Here is a 17,599-nt window from a genome sequence, read left to right on the forward strand (position 1 = left end):
GGCATCACTTGTAACCCTCTTCGCCAGCCTTGTGCAGACGCGGCCCGCGCTCGACGATGGGCTCCAACGCTCGCTCGACCGGTACGTTCGGCGCATCGTGTATGGACGTCAGAGCCCCCTGCGGATTGTAGGCCCAGCGGACGGCATTCTTCAGCACCATCTTCACATTGGCATCGTAGTAGGTCGGATAGGTCTCATGACCCGGACGGAAATAGAAGATGTTGCCGGCACCGCGCCGCCACGTCAGGCCGGAGCGGAACACCTCCCCACCGGCAAACCACGAGATGAAAACCGTCTCCAGCGGCTCCGGCACGGAGAACTGTTCGCCATACATCTCCTCGTTCTCGAGCACGAAATTGTCGTCGAGCCCCTCTGCGATGGGATGACGCGGGTTGACGACCCAGACCCGTTCCCGCTCGCCTGCCTCGCGCCATTTGAGCGCGCAGGGCGTCCCCATGAGGCGCTTGAACGGCTTTGCGAAATGGCCGGAATGCAGCACGATCAGGCCCATCCCTTCCCATACGCGTTTCGCCACGCGCTCCACGATCTCGTCCACGACCTCACCATGCGCCTTGTGTCCCCACCAGAGAAGTACGTCGGTCTTTGCAAGACGCGCCTCGGACAGGCCGTGCTCCGGCTCCTGCAGCGTTGCCGTCGTCGCATCGATATTCGGATGTTCGTTCAGACCGGCAGCGATCGCGGTATGCATCCCGTTGGGATAGACGCCTCCGACGATCGAATTCGTATGCTCGTGGATGTTCTCGCCCCAGACGATGGCACGAATGGTCATTATCATCTCCTGAAAAACTATGAATCAGCCCCAGCGAAAGCAAGGTTCAAAAGCGGAAAAAGTTCCGCCAAAGCGCCCACCCGTAGCGCTTGCGGACGCCAGCATTTGCATGACATCACCGCACAGGAGTTACATGCACAAGACGTCCCGGAGGCCTTGCCATCAATGGAAGGTCGACTTGGAGAACACGTTGATCACGATCACACCGGAAATGATCAGGCCGAGCCCGAGTATGGCGGGAAAGTCGAGCCGCTGCCCGAAGGCGACGACGCCCACCACGGAAATGAGCACGATGCCGAGGCCGCTCCAGATGGCATAGGCGATGCCGACGGGAATGGCGCGCAGCGTGTAGGAGAGGCAGAAGAAGGCGACCGCATAGCAACCGACCATCACCAGTGTCGGCCCGAGCCGCGTGAAGTGCTGAGCCGCCTGCATGGCAGAGGTGCCAAGCACTTCGAAGACGATAGCGATCACCAGCACGGCATAGAGCATCAAAGGGTTCAAGGCAGCCTCCGCCGGGGAAAGACCGATCTTGGGTCTCGCCGCAGGCCCGGTCAAGAGCCGACATACCCGATTCACATTGAGAGCTAGAGACCGCGACCAATTGAATCGACTGCGGAATCTTCTTCTCCCTGCAAATCGGGTTTAAGAAGCTCACGGGAGAGATGAGCGATGACCCCCTTGTGGCATCATTCCTTAAATCGAAATCGATTTCAGGATAAATGATGCAGCACGTATAAAGCGCTACAGCGCCGACCGGAATGCCCGCCATGGAAGAAGCCAGTACCACCACCCTCTACGACGCCATCGGCGGCGACGCCACTGTGCGGACCCTGACACGCCGGTTCTACGAGATCATGGATACGGCGCCGGAAGCTGCCACCTGTCGCGCCGTTCACCCGCCATCCCTTGCGGGCAGTGAGGCCAAGCTCTTTGACTACCTGACGGGATGGCTGGGCGGACCGCCGCTTTACACGGACAAGCATGGCCACCCCATGCTGCGCCGTCGTCATTTCGCGGCCACCATCGGCCCGGAAGAAATCGAAGGCTGGCTCTTCTGCTTCCGGAAGGCGCTGGAGGAGTGCGTCGATCACTCCGAGCTTCGTAAGATCATTCTGGAACCGGTCACCCGGCTCGCCCATCACATGCACAATCGGGAGGGCTGAGAGATGGCCGAGCGCCTGCACGTCAACTTCCCGGCCGTATTCCTCGCTGCGGCCGGCCTTCTCGGTCTCTGCGGCGTGGCGCTTGCTGCCGCGGCCTCGCATGGCACGGATCCGCGCCTTCTCGGCGGCGCCTCGGCGATGTGTCTCGCACACGCGCCGTCGCTCCTCGCGCTCGCCGGTGTTCTGCCGCGGCTCCGCTTCGGCGCGGCTGCGGGCTCCGCCATGGCATTGGGAACAGCCATTTTTGCGGGCGACCTCGTCCTGCGGCACGTCGCCGGGCATGGGCTTTTCCCCATGTCGGCGCCGCTCGGCGGCATGCTCATGATGCTGGGATGGGCTTTGATCGTCATCAGCGCCGTCCTGCCGAAACGGACCTGACCCCACATCGGCCTTTACCCCGAGGGTAAAGGCCAAAGATGTCAGCAACTTGGCTCGACAAATGGAATCTGCCAGGCAGGCTCTTCAAGCACCGTCTACGACGGTAAAGCCCTCGAACTTCGGCGGACCGAGATATAGCGCGCGATTGTCACCGGCATTGCGATGAGCCGCGCGAAAATTCTCGGACTTGGTCCAGGCGACGAAATCCTCGTGGCTGGACCAGATGGAGGACGAGACGAACAGTGTGTAGCCCTCGTCCGCCACCGTCTCGCCCCGCAGCAACCGGAATTCTTTGAAACCCGGGTTCTCGGCAAGACTCGAGTCGCGATTCTTCCAGATTGCCTCGAAGGCCTCTTCATGGCCGAGCGCGATCCGGAAACGGTTCATGGCAAAATACATCGCTTCACATTTCCTTCGTCATCGTCTCCGGCGCAGCTGGTTTGCCGCGCTGAGGAAGGAGAACGATAGCGCCGCTCTGCCTGGACGCAACCCCCGAACGGCAGGAGCGTGTTCGGCGCGGCAGGAACGGAACGACGTTGGCGCCCGTCCTCGGCATCTCGCTCAGGGCACGGAGTTCGGAAAGAGCCACCGCCGTGTGAAGCCCGAGAGCTGCGAAGAGGATATCGTCCTGCATGTGAAATCTGCGCTGCGTCAGTTCGCGCGCGCGCGTGCCGTCTGCAGGTCGTGCAGGGCACGTTCGAGGCTGGACTTGCTGCCGTTGCGCAACGGCACGAAGGCCTTGCCGAACTTCTTGCAGCCGGTCTTCACCCGCAGGCAGGCATCGTGACTGATACAGTCGATCGGGCAGAAGACGCAATCGACCGAGGGAAGGACGTTGTCGATCCGGGAGACGGCTTCGCGCAGGCCGCCATCGTGGTGGATCAGCTCCGCACCGAAATTGCTGGCGATCTGGCGAAGATGCGCGACCTGACAATCCCGCCCGCCGACATAGAGAAAGCTGCGGACGTTCAACGCTTCAGCTTCCTGTGCAGCCGGCGCCGCAGCCGCCGTTGTGGTCGCTCCGCGCTTCTGTTTCATCCGCTGACGCTTGTCGCCCATGGTGGATCTCCGGGTTCCCGCGGGCACGTCTCGCGCCGCTTCTTCTACAGCGACCCTAGTAAACTTGATAAACCGAGTAAAGTTAAAACATGATAGTTTTTGTCATATTTTAATGCCCCGAAGTTTTTGGCATCGACGACACAAAAAAATCATCGCGTGAAAGAAATGGGAACTGTGAACAGCCAGGTCGATTTGCCCGAAGCCTCGGGAATTTTCGGGGATCTCATACGCCGTGCGGCATCAAGGGCTGCGGAGTCGAGCACCTGCGATCCGCTGCTCTTGGTCACTCTCGGGCCGCTCACGCTGCCATTTGCAGCGACCACAAACTGGACCTGGACCACACCCTTCACGCCCTTGCTCTCGGCGCGCGAAGGATAACGGAGCGCGCGGTGCAGAGCTGTACGCACCTTGCCTTCGAAGTTCGAGAACGACGCATTGCCCGCCGAACTCGCTCTCGTACCCTTGCCGCTGGTGGTCGCCGTTGCCAGTTCCGAGCCGTCTGACCGGCCCTTGTTGTTCCGCGCCTCCGCCGTACCGTCCTTGCCGGCCTTCACGGCCTCCGGCTTCTTTTTCGGTTTTTCCGCCTCGGCCTTCTTCACAAAAGCGGGCTTCACAGGCGCAGGCTTGCGCGCCGGCGGCTTCTCCGCCACTTCCGGCGGCGTTTCGGGACGCGTCTCCGGAATGACCGTTGCCACCGGCGGAAGCGAAGCGATCACCTCGGGCTCATCGGCAATGACGGGTGGCTGCGCATCCGCGGGAAGAATGACGTCGGCCTCGGTCGGGACCGTTTCCGGCACCACTTCGGAAACCGTCTCGGTCGGTGTCGTCGGCATCACTGTCTCGGCTTCGGCTTCGGTCGTTTCAGGCTCGAGCGCGGCAACCTCTTCAGGCGGTGTATCCACCGGGGTAATCGTATCGGAGATCGTGCCGGACTCAATCGTATCCTCGAACGCGTTTCCGAGAATGGCGAGTTCCATCTCTTCGCCCCCCTGCGTAGCGGCAAAGGGCGGTGGCGGCGCGTCCGGCAGGAAGGCGATCGCCGCACCGGCATGGGCCGCTACCGAGACTGACAGGGCCAGAGCCCATTTCGCCGCTTTCTTCATCGCGTGTTCCAATCCTTCCTGACGTGGCGTCCCGCTTCCTGCCTCAGCCCTTCAACTCCACCGGCGACTTGGAGCCGGTCCGCAGACCTTGCATGCAAGCGCTCTTGTCGATGCCCTCGCCGGTGCAGACCGGAGCGTCGTTTATCAGCAAGCTGCCGAGCGCATCGCATTTCGTTCCCGCCAGATCGAACTGCCGAACCTTCGTCTTGCCAGCCGGCAGATCGCGAAAATCGAGCACCGCCATGCGCTCGACGCGTCCCTTCTGGTCGAACAGCACGAATTCGAACGATACCTTGGAGAGCGGCTGCGCCAGATCGTTGCCGGCAACGAAGGTCAGCTTGCAGCCGCGCTCGGAGGTCGCAACATCGTTCAACTCCACCGAAAGCCCGGCAGCGGCAGTTTCAGTGCCCTGGGCAAGGACGGGCGCGAACGACGTCATCAGCGCGAGCGAGGAAAAGGCGACGATGGACGACAAGGGACGGCGGATCATGGTGCGGAACTCCGGTACGATGGTCTGGCCGGCACGTCGTCCACTCGGGAACGTTGCTGGCATATTGCGTCCATATTAAAAGATGAGTTATGAAGTCAAGATAGGAGCGCCCGGATCACCCCGAAAAGCGGCGTCTCTGGACCGAAACAGCCACCAGAACCAGGCAGCGAATCATGACCGAACCGAACCGTCCTTCTCCCGCAGATATCCGCGCCTACCGGGCCGAACACCCGAAGATGCGCGAGCGCGAGATTGCCGCACAGCTCGGTATCTCGGAAGCAGCCCTGATCGCGGCCGAATGCGGGCTGACGGCAATCCGCATCGACTCGGACGCCAACCGCCTTCTGGAGTTCGCACCGCAGCTGGGGGAAGTCATGGCGCTGACCCGCAACGAGAGCGCCGTTCACGAGAAGATCGGCGTCTTCGAAACACCGAAGACCGGCAAGGGTTCCTCCATCGTTCTTGGCGAGAACATCGACCTGCGCGTCTTTCCGGGTGCATGGGCGCACGCTTTCGCCGTCACCAAGACGGATGGCGAGGACGTTCGCCGCAGCCTGCAATATTTCGACCGCCAAGGCACCGCCGTCCACAAGGTTCACCTGCGCCCGGCCTCCAACCTCGAAGCCTATCACCGCCTTGTGAAGGAATTTGCGGTAGAAGATCAGTCGCAGACCTTCACGGCAGAAGCGCCGTCACCTGTCGCAGCCGCCGAGACCGAAGCCCCGGATCTCGAAGGCCTGCGCGATGGCTGGAGCCGGATGACGGACACGCATCAGTTTCATGGCTTGCTGCGCAAGCTGAAGATCGAGCGCCGTGCGGCCCTGCATGCGATCGGCGAAGATTATGCCTGGCAGCTCGACGGCAGCGCCGTCGAGGCGATGATGCGCGGCTCTGCCGAGGTCGCCCTCCCGCTGATGTGCTTCGTCGGCAATCAGGGCATCATCCAGATCCATTCCGGCCCGGTCGAGAACATCAAGACCATGGGCCCGTGGCTTAACGTCATGGACCCGACCTTCCACCTGCATCTGCGCACGGATCAGCTCGCCGAGATCTGGGCGGTGCGCAAGCCGACAGCCGATGGCCACGTGACGTCGCTGGAGGCGCTGGACGCCCGTGGCGAAATGGTCATCCAGTTCTTCGGCAAGCGCAAGGAAGGCGTCGCCGAACGCGAGGAATGGCGCTCCATCATGGAAGCCCTGCCCCGCCTCGATCTCACCGTCGCTGCCTGAAGGACCGTCTTATGACCCTGCGCCTCGACCACCGGCTGCGCGCCAGTCTTGCGCCTCTCAGTCTCGCTTTCCTCATTCTCGCGGCTCCTCTCGCCTCTGCACCGGCCGTGGCGCAGGAGGCCAAGCCCATCGACACGTCCCGTCTTGTTTCGGTCGGGGGAGACGTCACGGAGATCATCTATGCGCTCGGCGAGGAGAAGCGGCTGGTCGGGCGCGACTCCACCAGCATCTATCCCGAAGCGGCGACGAAGGTCCCGGATGTCGGCTACATGCGCCAGCTCTCGCCGGAAGGCATCATGGCGACGAACCCGACGGCCATCCTGGCCGTCGAGGGCAGCGGTCCGCCCGAGACGCTTGCCGTTCTGAAAAACGCCGCCATCCCCATGGAAACCGTGCCGGAACGCTATGATGGCGCAGGCATCGTCGCCAAGATCGAGCGCGTCGGCGCCGTCCTCGGTGTCGAGGACAAGGCAAGCGCGCTGGCAGCTACGGTCAAGACCGATCTCGATGCCGCCGTGGCCGCCGCCGATGCCCGCCCGGGAGCCGAGCGCAAGCGCGTGCTCTTCATCCTCAGCATGCAGGGCGGCAAGATCATGGCGGCAGGCAAGGGCACGGCGGCCGATGCCATCGTCGAGCTCTCGGGCGCCATCAACGCGACGGACACGTTCCCGGGCTACAAGCCCGTCACCGACGAGGCGATCATCGAGGCAAAACCGGATCTCGTGCTGATGATGACGCGCGGCGGCTCGCACAGCGCCTCCGACGAGGAGGTCTTCAAGCAGCCGGCCCTCGCGCTCACGCCTGCCGCTGCCAGCAAGAGCGTTATCCGCATGGACGGTCTCCATCTGCTCGGTTTCGGCCCTCGCACCGCCAGCGCCGTGCGCGAACTGAACGGCGCGATCTACGGAAAAGCGAATGCATCCCAGTAAGGCCGTCACGGGCGATTTCACGGCCCCAGAGCCGCGGCAGACCCAGCGTCAGCAAAGGCCCCCCGCGCCGCGTCTCTCGCCCCTCGCCGGCATTCGCGCGGATTGGGCTGCGGGCGATCGCTCGCGCCTCGCCCGTCTCCTGATCGTGGCTCTTGTCGGTGTTACCATTCTTGCTTTCGGCGCCTCGGTCATGACCGGTGCCGCCGATGCGTCGATCGGCAACCTGCTGCGCTGGCTGACCGGCACGGAAACCGCGGAGGCCGCACTCAGCCTGCGCGATCGCATCATCATCCTCGACATCCGCCTGCCTCGCGCTTTCATGGGCTTGCTGGTGGGCGCGGCCCTTGCCGTTTCGGGCGCGGTGATGCAGGGCCTGTTCCGCAATCCTCTGGCCGATCCAGGCCTCGTCGGCATTTCGGCTGGCGCCAGTCTTGGTGCGGTTCTGACCATCGTCCTCGGTGCATCCCTGCTCGGTCCGGTCTTTGCTCTCGTGGGAGTCTATGCCTTGCCTGTTGCAGCTTTCCTCGGTGCACTGATCGCTACATTTCTTCTGTACCGGATCGCCACGCGCGGCGGGCAGACCTCGGTCGCCACCATGCTGCTTGCTGGCGTTGCCCTTGCTGCTCTCGCAAATGCCGTCACCGGTGTCCTCATCTTCGTCGCCGACGACAAGCAGTTGCGCGACCTGACCTTCTGGGGCCTCGGCTCGCTTGCCGGCGCCAGCTGGACGAAAATCGCCGGTGCCGCCCCCATTATTGTGCTCTCGCTCGCCGTCGTGCCGTTCCTCGCGCGTGGCCTGAACGCCCTGACGCTCGGCGAAGCCGCTGCCTTTCATATGGGCGTTCCCGTGCAGCGCCTGAAGACGGTGGCCGTCGTCACCGTCGCCGCCTCCACCGGGGCGGCCGTTGCGGTCAGCGGCGGCATCGGCTTCGTCGGCATCGTCGTTCCGCATGTGCTGCGCCTCCTGATCGGCCCGGACAATCGCTATCTCCTGCCCGCCTCCGCCCTCCTCGGCGGCACGCTGCTGATCGTCGCCGACATGGTCGCTCGTACCATCGTACCGCCGGCCGAATTGCCGATCGGCATCATCACCGCCTTTGCGGGCGCTCCGTTCTTTCTCTGGATCCTGCTGCGCGGCCGCACGCAGATGGGCTTGTGACACCGATGATCGAAGCGCTCGACGTGAATGTCCGCCTTGGCACCAAGGCTGTGCTTAATGATGTCTGCCTGACCGCCCGGGCGGGAGAACTGACGGCGATCGTAGGCCCGAACGGCTCCGGCAAGACGACCACGATGAAAGCGCTGGCCGGCGAGATCGCCTGCGACGGGCGAGTCCTCATCGGCGGCGACGACATCCGCAGCCTCAAGCCATGGCAACTGGCCACCCGCCGTGCCGTTCTCCCACAGGCAAGCGTCATTTCCTTTCCCTTCACCGTGCGCGAGATCGTGCGGATGGGCCTGACCGTCGGCGCATCCACGACGCGCGCAAACGGCACGCCAGCCGATCCCGGCCTCGTGGACCGCGTCACGCAGGATGCTCTCGAAGCCGTCGATCTCGGCGGTTTTGCGGGACGCTTCTATCAGGAGCTTTCCGGCGGCGAGCAGCAACGCGTGCAGCTTGCCCGCGCGCTCAGCCAGATCTGGGAGCCGGTGCGCGACGGACGTCCGGCCTTCCTGCTGCTCGACGAGCCTGTGTCCAGCCTCGACATCCGCCACCAGCTGACCATCATGCGGCTAGCCGCCGACTACTGCCGGCGCGGCGGTGGCGTGGTCACCATCATGCACGATCTCAACCTCACAGCGATGTTCGCAGATCACATCGTCATGATGAAGGACGGGCGTGTCGTTACAGCGGGTGCTCCCGCGGCCATCATGACGGACGAGATGATGGAAACGGTTTTTGGCTGCCCGATGCGTGTCAGCGCCTTGCCACCAGCCGGCATCCCCTTCGTCCTGCCGCAAACCACGGCCTTGTAGACACCCTCCTCCACTCTTCGCTTTCGCCAAACGAAGCGTGAGAGCAGCCCTGACGGGAACAAAAGACTGCTCTCCGCGTTTGCGGTGCACAAGGTCGGTATGTTCCGGCCGACGTCGTCGAACCCGCGGCAACAAGGAGTAAATCATGTCTTTCGGTCTCTTTTCCAGCTCGTCCAGCCGCAAGCGCCAGCATCTGATAGGTAGTGCCATCGAGGACCAGTTGAGCGATCTGCGCAGCGATATCGCTTCGCTCGCCAATCTCGTGTCGAAGCGCGGCAACAAGGCAAGCAACATGCTTTCCTCGCGCGCGAGCGACGTTCGCGGTCAGGCCGAGACCGGCCTCTCCGACATGATGGACGGCGCTGAACAGCTGCTCTCCGACCTCCGCCATCGTTACGCGTCCACGGAGCGCCAGGTACGCCACACGGTACGCGAACATCCCCTCGCCACCGTCGGCGCCATTGCTGCACTTGGCATCGCCGTCATCGCGCTTTCGCGCCGTTAAGGCCCGGCTTCGATTTAGGATGCCGTCCCTCCCCGAGGGGCGGCTTTTCAGGGTTTGAGGGAGAATCTGCATGGGGTCTTTGGCGGCATTACTGTCAGGCGTCGTACTCACTGATATATCAACGGTTGTTGCACGGACGAAACGCAACGCCATCTTTATGGCGATTGCCGGCGTTTTCTTTCTGACGGCCTATGTTTTCCTGCTTGTCGCCGGCACCATCGCGCTATCGGATGCCTATGGCATGATCCCGGCAACGCTCATCATGGGCGGCGTCTTCATCGCCATCGCTGTCGTCCTCTTCATCATCATGTCGGCTATGGCTTCGGCCGAGAAGCGTCGCGCCGCCGAGCGCCGCCGCCAGTCGCAGCTGAAGACCAATGTCGCCATGACCACGGCTCTGACCGTCTTCCGACGCAAGCCTCTGGTGGCCGCAGGTGTTGCCATGGCCGTCGGCGCCCTTCTTGGTGTTACCCGCGGTCGTCACGACGACTGAGCATCGGCAACAGAAACCACACGAAAAAGGCCCTTCCGGGGCCTTTTTTGTATCTGGAACAGGCACACGTTCTACAACGGCAACCTGACGAGAGCCGTCACGCCTGCTGGCAGATACTCCACCTTCACCGAGCTGCCCATGACCTTATCAAGGCTGCGCTCGATCAGGATGGAGCCAAAACCACGGCGACCCGGCTCTTTTACCCCGGGACCGCCCACTTCCGTCCATGTCAGGTTGAGGATACGTCCCGTTTCCTCCTGATGGCCGCGCGCCGTGATAACGATCCGGCCGTCGGGCACCGAGAGAGCCCCGTATTTATAGGCGTTCGTTGCCAGTTCGTGCAGAACGAGACCGAGACCCACAGCCTGATCGGGCCCGAGAAGGATCTCGTCCTTATGGATTTCGATCTGGGCCTCATAATCGCGCACATGCGGCGAAAGCTGCTTCTTGAGCAAGGCCGACAACCGGATCTCTCCCCATTCATGGTCGGAGAGCAGACCATGCGCTTCGGAGATCGCCTGCAGGCGTCCGGCGAAAGCGGTCATGAATTCCTGTGGATCGCTCGTCTGCCGCAAGGTCTGCCGGGCCAGCGATTGCAGCATGGCGAGCGTGTTCTTGACCCGGTGATTGAGTTCCCGCAGCAGCAGACGCGTTCGCTGTGTTGTAGACTGCTCCGCGGTCACGTCGATATTGACACCGAGAAAACTCTTCGGCTTGCCCGCGGCATCGCGCTCGTGCACCCGCCCGCGCCCCAGGACCCAGCGGCCCGTGGTCTCCACGCGGAACGTGCTGGCATATTCGGCATCCTCGGTCATCGCGGCACGAAGGCTGGCCAGCATGCCGACGCGATCCTCAGGATGAATGAGGCCGATGATGTCGCGGGCGCTCATGGTCGTCACGGTCATGCCGAACATCCGCGACATCGCCGCATTGCATGTCACCTGACCCGTTTCCGCATCCCAGAGCCAGCTGCCCACATTCGCCGCTTCGAGCGCTTGCGCATGCCTCTTTTCATCACGCGACAGCACCTCGGCACGTGCCGCGCGAACGCGCGCATCCTCCTTGAAGCTCATCAGGCGTGATGCGATACGTGCAAGCCGCTGCAACTGAAGGGTCAGGGCCTCGGGCACATCGATGCGCACGACCCGGTCGATGACGCAGATCATGCCCACGGCATGCCCCTCCACCAGCAGGGGCGCGCCGGCATAGAAACGCACGCCATCCGTCACGCAGGGCTGGGTGGCGAACCGTGGATCCCTTGCCGCATCGTGCACGACAAACGGCGCCAGCGGATGGGTTGCGACCGCATGGGCGCCGAAACAGGTAAAGGCATCGACGTCGGAAATGTCCGTACCCACGCGAGCGACAACCCACTCGCGTCGGTCGTCGATGAGCGTCAGCAGCGCCACGGGAGCATCAAAGATGCCGGCGGCAACCTCCACGATCTCCTGGAACTCGGCCGAAACACCCGGACGCCCCGGTTGAAGCGACCGCAAGGCTGAGAGTCTGCGTTTATCCAGAATGACCGCGGGGACATCTGGCTGCAAATCCGGTTTCGTCTCAGTCATCAACATTCGCCTGCGGCATCCCCAGGACCTAGGAATGGTCGGCGGGGTTGAATCGGTTCGACCGGAATCTGCATGATCCTGCGCGCGACAGCAATGGAGAAAGGCGCAAAGTCAGCATTCGGCGCATCCGAAGATGCGCCGACGATGGTTGCATGGGTGCCGAACGCCTACGAGACGAACGCGCGGGACGTCAGAGGCGCGGATGTCGCATCCGGCCCATACTCGTTCTCGCCTGTCACCTGCAGAATATCCGACAGACGCTGGCGGGCACGGTTCACACGGCTTTTGATGGTGCCGAGCGCGCAGCCGCAAATCTCCGCAGCTTCCTCATAGGAGAAGCCCGAGGCGCCGACGAGAATGATGGCTTCCCGCTGGTCCGGCGGCAGCATGTTCAGCGCACGCTTGAAGTCCTGCAAGTCCAGCGAGCCGTATTGCGACGGATGCTGCGCGAGCGATTCCGTGAAGAAGCCGTCGCTGTCCTGCACCTCGCGACCGCGTTTGCGCATCTGGCTGTAGAGTTCGTTGCGCAGGATCGTGAAAAGCCACGCCTTCATGTTGGTGCCCATCTCGAAGTGATCCTGCTTGGCCCACGCCTTCATGATCGTGTCCTGCACCAGATCGTCTGCGCGATCATGGCGACCGATCAGCGACATGGCGAAAGCGCGCAGGCTCGGCAGGGCAGCCAGCATTTCGCGCTTGAAACTGGGTTCTTCAGCCGACATCTTGGTACTCATTTCGCAACGTCCGGAACATGACGACGCTCGACGGCATCAAGCTGCTCAAGGAGATCCAGAAAGCGATCCGGGATAGCCTCCTCCTGAACGGAAACGTAAAGCGCGCGCAGCTTCGTGGCGATCTGCGCATGTGGATGATCGGCCCGGACCGGCTCGCCGGCTCCGGAACTTGCCCCAGTTTTGTCGGTCATGAATACGAAATACCTCGCGTGGTGATCGCTCCCTAAATGCATGGAGCAAAAATTTGTTCCCGCAACGGAACCTTTTTTTTGGATCAACGTTTCCATATCTGTCATGGCCATAGCCTCGGCCGGATTGAGGGAGTTTTTGTATGTCACTGTCTACCCGGATCGCTCCGTTCCTGCCCTATCTGCGCCGGTATTCCCGCGCTCTGACGGGGTCCCAGACCTCGGGCGATGCCTATGTCGCCGCTGTTCTGGAGGCGCTGATCTCGGATATGTCGATTTTCCCGGAAGCGAGCAGCGACCGTGTCGCTCTGTTCCAGCTTTATACCAAGCTGTTCGGGTCCTCGTCGGTTCTCATTCCGGAACCCGTTTCTCCATTCGCATGGGAAAAACGCGCTTCTATCAATCTGGCATCGGTCTCACCACTGGCCCGTCAGGCATTCCTGCTGGTGTCCGTCGAAGGCTTCCGGACGAGCGAAGCGGCCGAAGTTCTGGGAACGTCGGAAAGTGGTATGGCGCAGCTTATCGAGCGTGCCTCCGAAGAAATCTCCCGTCAGGTCGCCACTGACATCATGATCATCGAGGACGAGCCGCTGATCGCCATCGACATCGAGCAGATGGTCGAAAGCCTTGGTCACCGCGTCACCGGTATCGCCCGTACGCGTGATGAAGCGGTCGCGCTCTTCAACGCAACACAGCCAAGCATGGTGCTGGCCGACATTCAGCTGGCTGATGGCAGCTCGGGTATCGACGCCGTCAACGAGATCCTGCGCACGTCTGCGGTTCCTGTGATCTTCATCACGGCCTTCCCGGAGCGCCTGCTCACAGGCGAGCGTCCCGAACCGACCTTCCTCGTGACGAAGCCGTTCAACCCGGACATGGTCAAGGCGTTGATCAGCCAGGCGCTCTTCTTCAACGAATCGACGCAGGCCGCCGCCTGATCGGCAAAGCTTATTCCGCTCTACCCTCTCTTCGAGCCGCGCCTGTCCGGGGGCGGCTTCTCTCATCGGATAACGATCAGCCGAACATCTTCGCAACGTCACAGGAATGATGGAACGGACCCGGCTTTGTCTCGTTAACGCGTCAGCCGCCCCGTATTGTAGTGAATGAAGAGGCATCCCGCGTGACCAGCGCAAGCAGTTCAACATCTCCGGCCGGCAAGATCAGAACCGCCGAAGCTGGAGAGAGTATCGGACTGCTCGACCGCGTCGTAAAGAAAACCGGCGCAGGCTATATCTTCCAGTCCGCAACTCTCGACGTTCTCCTCTCCGGCAATATACCCGACCGCCTGACCGGTTTACTAACGCAGAACGGCGAAACCGGCGTTCTCGGAGATGATGACGGCAACCGGCTCCTGTCGCTGAAGAGAACCGTTTTCGACACGGCAGAAGCCGATTGCATGGAGGTGGAACTTCCCTCCTCGGCCGGCCTGATGACCTTCCGGATCGATCTGGAGCGCATCTCCACGCATGGTACCGACGGCATCCTCTCCGTCATCACCGACATCTCGGAAACTCGCCACCGCGAGCGCGTCCTGAAGACCCTTCTTCGGGAACTCAGCCACCGCTCGAAAAACCTTCTCGCCATCATCCAGGGCATCGCGACCCAGACGGCACGTCAGGCGTTGTCGCTCGACAGCTTTCTGGTCAAGTTTCGCGGGCGCATCCAGTCGCTGGCTTATTCTCAGGACCTTGTGACCGATTCCAGCTGGCGCGGTGCTTTTCTTTTCGCGTTGGCCGAAAAGCAGTTCGCCGCATACTGGTCGGAACCGCGCATGCCGATCGTCGCCACGGGCATCGACGCACATCTGTCGCCCAATGCCGCGCTTCATATTGGCCTGGCGTTGCACGAGCTCATCGTCAATTCAGCCTCACACGGCGCGATCGCTGCCGGGGTCAATTCGTTGACGCTGGACTGTTTCGAAACGGTTTTCAACGACAAGCCCGCCCTTGAACTCGCCTGGATCGAGCATCTTCCGGAAGCGGATCACACGCGGGATCACGATGAGCCGAGCTTTGCGCGCACCGTTCTGGAACGTGTCGTGCCCATCGCCATCGCCGGCAAGGCGATCTACATGACGCGCGCCGACCGGATCGAGTATCATCTCACGATTCCCGCGCACGAGTACGAGATCCTCACCCGCGCCGAAGACTACGGTGAGGACTCATTCCAATCCACGCGATAACTATTGAAACGAGAGCGATTGCCGAGAGGTAGTTCGTTGCGAGCCTGTCGTATCGTGTTGCGATTCGTCGCCAGTTTTTGAGCCTGCAAAACAGACGTTCGATGACATTTCTGCGGCGATATGCTTTTCGATCCAGAGGGTATGGTGTTCTGCGTGCCGCCGAGGACGGAATAACCGCTTTTATCTTGTGACCAGTGAGCCATCCGCGCAGGCTATCGGCATCATAGGCCTTGTCAGCGAGGAGGCGTCTGGTCGGACGAATGGCTTCCAGCAAAGGGATAGCCATCCTGATGTCGGCGATGTTTCCCGGTGTCAGGGCAAATGCGACCGGTCTGCCGCGATCATCGGCCAGACAATGGATTTTGCTTGTTCTTCCGCCTCGTGAGGTGCCAATCGCTTGCGTCCACGCCCCCCTTTTGAGCTTTGGGCGGAACGATGCGCCTTGATATGAGTGCTGTCGATGGAAAGCTCTTCAGGGACTGGACCAGTTGCCGCCATCTTCTCGAAAATGCGCTGCCAGATACGACGTCGAGACCAACGGTGATATCGGTTGTAGATGGTTTTGGCAGGCCCGTATTCCGGCGGAACATCGCGCCATCGGCAGCCAATTTTCAGCACATGCAGAATACCGGAAATAACACGCCGGTCATCGACCCGGCGGGCACCGGGCTGGTTTTTCGGCAAATGCCGCTCAATCGCAGCCCATGCCTCATCCGAAAGCCAGAAAAGATCGCTCATCATGAACATCCTTGCATTGAAACTCAAAATAAGAAAGAATCATGCAATAAAGACAATTGTTTGATCAGGTCTTATCCTAGGCGTTGGTGGAGCGCGACGATGATCGCAGAAGGCCTCACGACGGCGAGAGGCAATCACTCCGTAATGTATCTGAAGGCTGAAAAGAAACAGCCAGTGCCGGGGGGAGGCACTGGCTGTATTCGACAACTCACCGAGGGGGCATGTGAGTTGGAAGCCGGATATTGTTTGGCGGTTCTCATTGGGGGCGATGAGAACCATGGTCCGGACATCCACTAAACACCCGGGCCGGATATTCGTTCCGCCGCCGATTGTCTTTTTTCGAATTTTTTTGTTCGCGAAAATATACGCTGGTCAGCGGCTTTCAGTCCGCCTCAAGCTCTGCCCGGTGACGGTAGAGGCTGAGGAATTTTTCATAGTCGCGATCATAGACCGCTTTCATCGCAGGATCGGGCTGACGCGTGACGCCGGCCGGGCTCATCGCCGTTCCGGCCGCGGAAAGATCGGCATGCACGCCGCCGGCAACGGAGGCAACCATCGCTGTCCCCAGAAGCACCGCATCCGTCGTTTCCGGAACAACCACGCGGCAGCCCGTCGCATCGCTGTAGAGGTCCATCAATAGCGGATTGCGCACATGACCGCCGGTGACGTGCAGTGTATCGACGTGATAGCCGGCATCTTCCATCATCGCGAGAATATGACGGACGCCGAGCGCGATGGCGACGCAGGTCCGCCAGTAGATGCGGCAGAGCGCGTCGAAAGAGCTATCGAGGGTCAGGCCCGAAATGACGCCGCGGGCGTGCGGATCGGCAAGCGGCGAGCGGTTGCCGTGGAAATCCGGCAGCACGTGCAGCCGCGCGGCGAAGTCCGTACCGTAGGCGGCGCGCAATTCCTGGATCCGCAGCACGATCCGCGCATGGATTTCCGCATCCGGCTCGCCGCCTGCGCTGTGGCTGCGCACCACATGATCGAGCAGAGCGCCGGTTGCCGACTGCCCGCCTTCGATCAGCCATTGCCCGGGAAAACCTGCTTCATAATACGGCCCCCACATGCCGAAGCCGGGCCGCATCTCGCGGGAGAATGCAACGACGCAACTCGACGTACCCGCGATCAGCGCCAGTTGTCGCTCCAGCACCTCGGGCCGGCTGGCGAACTGACCAAGCACACCGATAGCGCCGGCATAGGCATCGATAACTCCGGTCGCGACCCGGCACGCCTCGTGAAGCCCGAGATCGGCCGCGGCCTCCGCCGTCAGCACGCCGATCGCAGATCCGACGGGGCAGGCATCGGCCTGAAGGCTTCCGCGCTCCAGAAGATCATGAAGTCCGATGACATCGAGAAAATCCGGCTGCCAGCCGCCGGCATGGCTGAGATAGTTCCATTTGGCCGTGAGCGTGCAGCGCGATCGCATCGCACTGCCCGTCGCCCGCCATGACATGAAGTCCGCAAGATCGAAGAGATAGCCAACCCGCTCCCACTGATCCGGTAAGGTCTGCTTCAGCCAGAGGAGTTTGGGCATCTGCATTTCCGGCGACATGACGCTGCCGGAGTGGCGAAGCACCGGATGCTCCGTCGCCGTGCAGGCATCCGCCTGCACCAGCGCACGGTGGTCCAGCCAGACGATCGTGTCCCAGCGCGGGTCGCCTTTACGATTGACCGACAGCGGCGCGCCGTCATGGTCCCGCACGACGAGCGAGCATGTCGCGTCGAAGCCGATGGCGGCGATGGCTTCGGCAGGAACGCCCGCCTTGGCACGTGCGGTCTTCACGGCGATACAGACGGCAGACCAGATGTTTTCGGAGTCATGCTCGGCGTGGTTTTCTTCCGGGCGGTTCATGAGGATCGGATAATCCGCCCGCGCCAGAAGCACGCCGGCGGCATCGAATATCCCGGCGCGGGCACTGCCCGTGCCGATATCAACCGCGACGATCAGATCGCCCATGCCGCACCCGTTCTGTCACGCAGGGTCGCACAGGCTTCCGACACGGCAACACAGCCCGTCGCTGGCCACGGGCGCGCCGGTCTCGCAGGGTCGGTACGTGATGCAATCCG

General features: G+C 62.0%; 22 protein-coding genes. 10 read left to right on the forward strand and 12 right to left on the reverse strand.

All coding sequences use genetic code 11. The features are described from left to right. Positions 1-4: 4 nt before the first annotated feature. Both BSG19_RS03770 and BSG19_RS03775 read right to left on the reverse strand, forming a co-directional pair. Positions 5-790 (reverse strand): ThuA domain-containing protein, encoded by a 786-nt coding sequence (locus tag BSG19_RS03770; RefSeq protein ID WP_092984945.1) that lies wholly within the window; start codon positions 788-790, stop codon positions 5-7. A 162-nt stretch (positions 791-952) separates the two neighbouring features. Continuing rightward, positions 953-1,294, reverse strand: coding sequence for a DMT family transporter (locus BSG19_RS03775; RefSeq protein WP_280142383.1), 342 nt, complete (start codon positions 1,292-1,294; stop codon positions 953-955). Positions 1,295-1,560: 266 nt separating this feature from the next. On the opposite strand from BSG19_RS03775, the gene BSG19_RS03780 reads away from it, so the two are divergent. Both BSG19_RS03780 and BSG19_RS03785 read left to right on the forward strand, forming a co-directional pair. Continuing rightward, entirely contained in the window at positions 1,561-1,956 is a 396-nt protein-coding gene (locus BSG19_RS03780; protein ID WP_092984949.1) for a globin domain-containing protein, read from the forward strand. A 3-nt stretch (positions 1,957-1,959) separates the two neighbouring features. After that, complete coding sequence (locus BSG19_RS03785; RefSeq protein ID WP_092984951.1) at positions 1,960-2,334, forward strand: DUF423 domain-containing protein; 375 nt, start codon at positions 1,960-1,962, stop codon at positions 2,332-2,334. 84 nt (positions 2,335-2,418) lie between these two features. Here BSG19_RS03785 and BSG19_RS03790 read toward each other — a convergent pair whose 3' ends face one another. The 5 genes from BSG19_RS03790 to BSG19_RS03810 all read right to left on the reverse strand — a co-directional run bounded on the left by BSG19_RS03790 (position 2,419) and on the right by BSG19_RS03810 (position 4,935). Next, positions 2,419-2,733: a heme-degrading protein HmuQ gene (locus BSG19_RS03790; RefSeq protein ID WP_092984953.1), complete on the reverse strand. Its 315-nt coding sequence runs from the start codon at positions 2,731-2,733 to the stop codon at positions 2,419-2,421. Between the two features lie 4 nt (positions 2,734-2,737). After that, positions 2,738-2,968 carry a hypothetical protein gene (locus tag BSG19_RS03795; protein ID WP_092984955.1) on the reverse strand — a complete coding sequence of 77 codons (231 nt, stop codon included), beginning with the start codon at positions 2,966-2,968 and terminating at the stop codon, positions 2,738-2,740. A 17-nt stretch (positions 2,969-2,985) separates the two neighbouring features. Then, positions 2,986-3,393, reverse strand: coding sequence for a DUF2325 domain-containing protein (locus BSG19_RS03800; RefSeq protein WP_092984957.1), 408 nt, complete (start codon positions 3,391-3,393; stop codon positions 2,986-2,988). Between the two features lie 149 nt (positions 3,394-3,542). Further along, positions 3,543-4,496: an energy transducer TonB family protein gene (locus BSG19_RS03805; RefSeq protein ID WP_092984959.1), complete on the reverse strand. Its 954-nt coding sequence runs from the start codon at positions 4,494-4,496 to the stop codon at positions 3,543-3,545. A gap of 43 nt (positions 4,497-4,539) precedes the next feature. Then, complete coding sequence (locus tag BSG19_RS03810) at positions 4,540-4,935, reverse strand: hypothetical protein (protein WP_092985583.1); 396 nt, start codon at positions 4,933-4,935, stop codon at positions 4,540-4,542. Between the two features lie 224 nt (positions 4,936-5,159). On the opposite strand from BSG19_RS03810, the gene BSG19_RS03815 reads away from it, so the two are divergent. The 6 genes from BSG19_RS03815 (at position 5,160) to BSG19_RS03840 (ending at position 10,119) form a co-directional block, all read left to right on the forward strand. Then, positions 5,160-6,215 carry a hemin-degrading factor gene (locus BSG19_RS03815; RefSeq protein WP_092984961.1) on the forward strand — a complete coding sequence of 352 codons (1,056 nt, stop codon included), beginning with the start codon at positions 5,160-5,162 and terminating at the stop codon, positions 6,213-6,215. An 11-nt stretch (positions 6,216-6,226) separates the two neighbouring features. Next, complete coding sequence (locus BSG19_RS03820; protein WP_092984963.1) at positions 6,227-7,144, forward strand: heme/hemin ABC transporter substrate-binding protein; 918 nt, start codon at positions 6,227-6,229, stop codon at positions 7,142-7,144. After that, on the forward strand, positions 7,131-8,303 hold the full coding sequence (locus BSG19_RS03825; RefSeq protein WP_092984965.1) for a FecCD family ABC transporter permease: 1,173 nt from the start codon (positions 7,131-7,133) through the stop codon (positions 8,301-8,303). The genes BSG19_RS03820 and BSG19_RS03825 overlap by 14 nt, the downstream gene beginning before the upstream one ends. 5 nt (positions 8,304-8,308) lie before the next feature. Continuing rightward, positions 8,309-9,121: a heme ABC transporter ATP-binding protein gene (locus BSG19_RS03830; protein WP_092984967.1), complete on the forward strand. Its 813-nt coding sequence runs from the start codon at positions 8,309-8,311 to the stop codon at positions 9,119-9,121. Positions 9,122-9,266: 145 nt separating this feature from the next. Beyond that, on the forward strand, positions 9,267-9,626 hold the full coding sequence (locus BSG19_RS03835; protein ID WP_092984969.1) for an ElaB/YgaM/YqjD family protein: 360 nt from the start codon (positions 9,267-9,269) through the stop codon (positions 9,624-9,626). 70 nt (positions 9,627-9,696) lie between these two features. After that, a complete protein-coding gene (locus tag BSG19_RS03840; RefSeq protein WP_092984971.1) occupies positions 9,697-10,119 on the forward strand; it encodes a phage holin family protein in 423 nt (140 codons plus the stop codon). A 71-nt stretch (positions 10,120-10,190) separates the two neighbouring features. Here BSG19_RS03840 and BSG19_RS03845 read toward each other — a convergent pair whose 3' ends face one another. The 3 genes from BSG19_RS03845 to BSG19_RS03855 all read right to left on the reverse strand — a co-directional run bounded on the left by BSG19_RS03845 (position 10,191) and on the right by BSG19_RS03855 (position 12,612). Then, positions 10,191-11,687, reverse strand: coding sequence for a sensor histidine kinase (locus BSG19_RS03845; RefSeq protein ID WP_092985585.1), 1,497 nt, complete (start codon positions 11,685-11,687; stop codon positions 10,191-10,193). A gap of 167 nt (positions 11,688-11,854) precedes the next feature. Then, positions 11,855-12,409: an RNA polymerase sigma factor gene (locus BSG19_RS03850; RefSeq protein WP_092985587.1), complete on the reverse strand. Its 555-nt coding sequence runs from the start codon at positions 12,407-12,409 to the stop codon at positions 11,855-11,857. Between the two features lie 8 nt (positions 12,410-12,417). Then, positions 12,418-12,612 (reverse strand): NepR family anti-sigma factor, encoded by a 195-nt coding sequence (locus BSG19_RS03855; RefSeq protein WP_062476434.1) that lies wholly within the window; start codon positions 12,610-12,612, stop codon positions 12,418-12,420. A gap of 140 nt (positions 12,613-12,752) precedes the next feature. Between BSG19_RS03855 and BSG19_RS03860 the strand changes: the two genes are divergently transcribed. Both BSG19_RS03860 and BSG19_RS03865 read left to right on the forward strand, forming a co-directional pair. After that, positions 12,753-13,547, forward strand: coding sequence for a response regulator (locus BSG19_RS03860; protein WP_092984973.1), 795 nt, complete (start codon positions 12,753-12,755; stop codon positions 13,545-13,547). Positions 13,548-13,729: 182 nt separating this feature from the next. Continuing rightward, positions 13,730-14,791, forward strand: coding sequence for a sensor histidine kinase (locus BSG19_RS03865; protein WP_244529077.1), 1,062 nt, complete (start codon positions 13,730-13,732; stop codon positions 14,789-14,791). On the opposite strand, the gene BSG19_RS03870 is transcribed toward BSG19_RS03865, so the two are convergent. Together BSG19_RS03870 and BSG19_RS03880 are read right to left on the reverse strand one after the other, a co-directional pair. Then, positions 14,742-15,529 (reverse strand): IS5 family transposase gene (locus tag BSG19_RS03870; protein WP_092984975.1). Its coding sequence is split into 2 segments (ribosomal slippage): positions 14,742-15,194 and positions 15,197-15,529, totalling 786 coding nucleotides; the frame shifts between segments, so codons are not numbered across the junction. The genes BSG19_RS03865 and BSG19_RS03870 overlap by 50 nt on opposite strands. A gap of 382 nt (positions 15,530-15,911) precedes the next feature. Next, positions 15,912-17,489 carry an FGGY-family carbohydrate kinase gene (locus BSG19_RS03880; RefSeq protein ID WP_092984979.1) on the reverse strand — a complete coding sequence of 526 codons (1,578 nt, stop codon included), beginning with the start codon at positions 17,487-17,489 and terminating at the stop codon, positions 15,912-15,914. Positions 17,490-17,599: the final 110 nt, after the last annotated feature.

The sequence above is a fragment of the Rhizobium sp. NFR03 genome, from assembly GCF_900111275.1.
In the GTDB taxonomy this organism is placed as follows: Bacteria; Pseudomonadota; Alphaproteobacteria; order Rhizobiales; family Rhizobiaceae; genus Ferranicluibacter.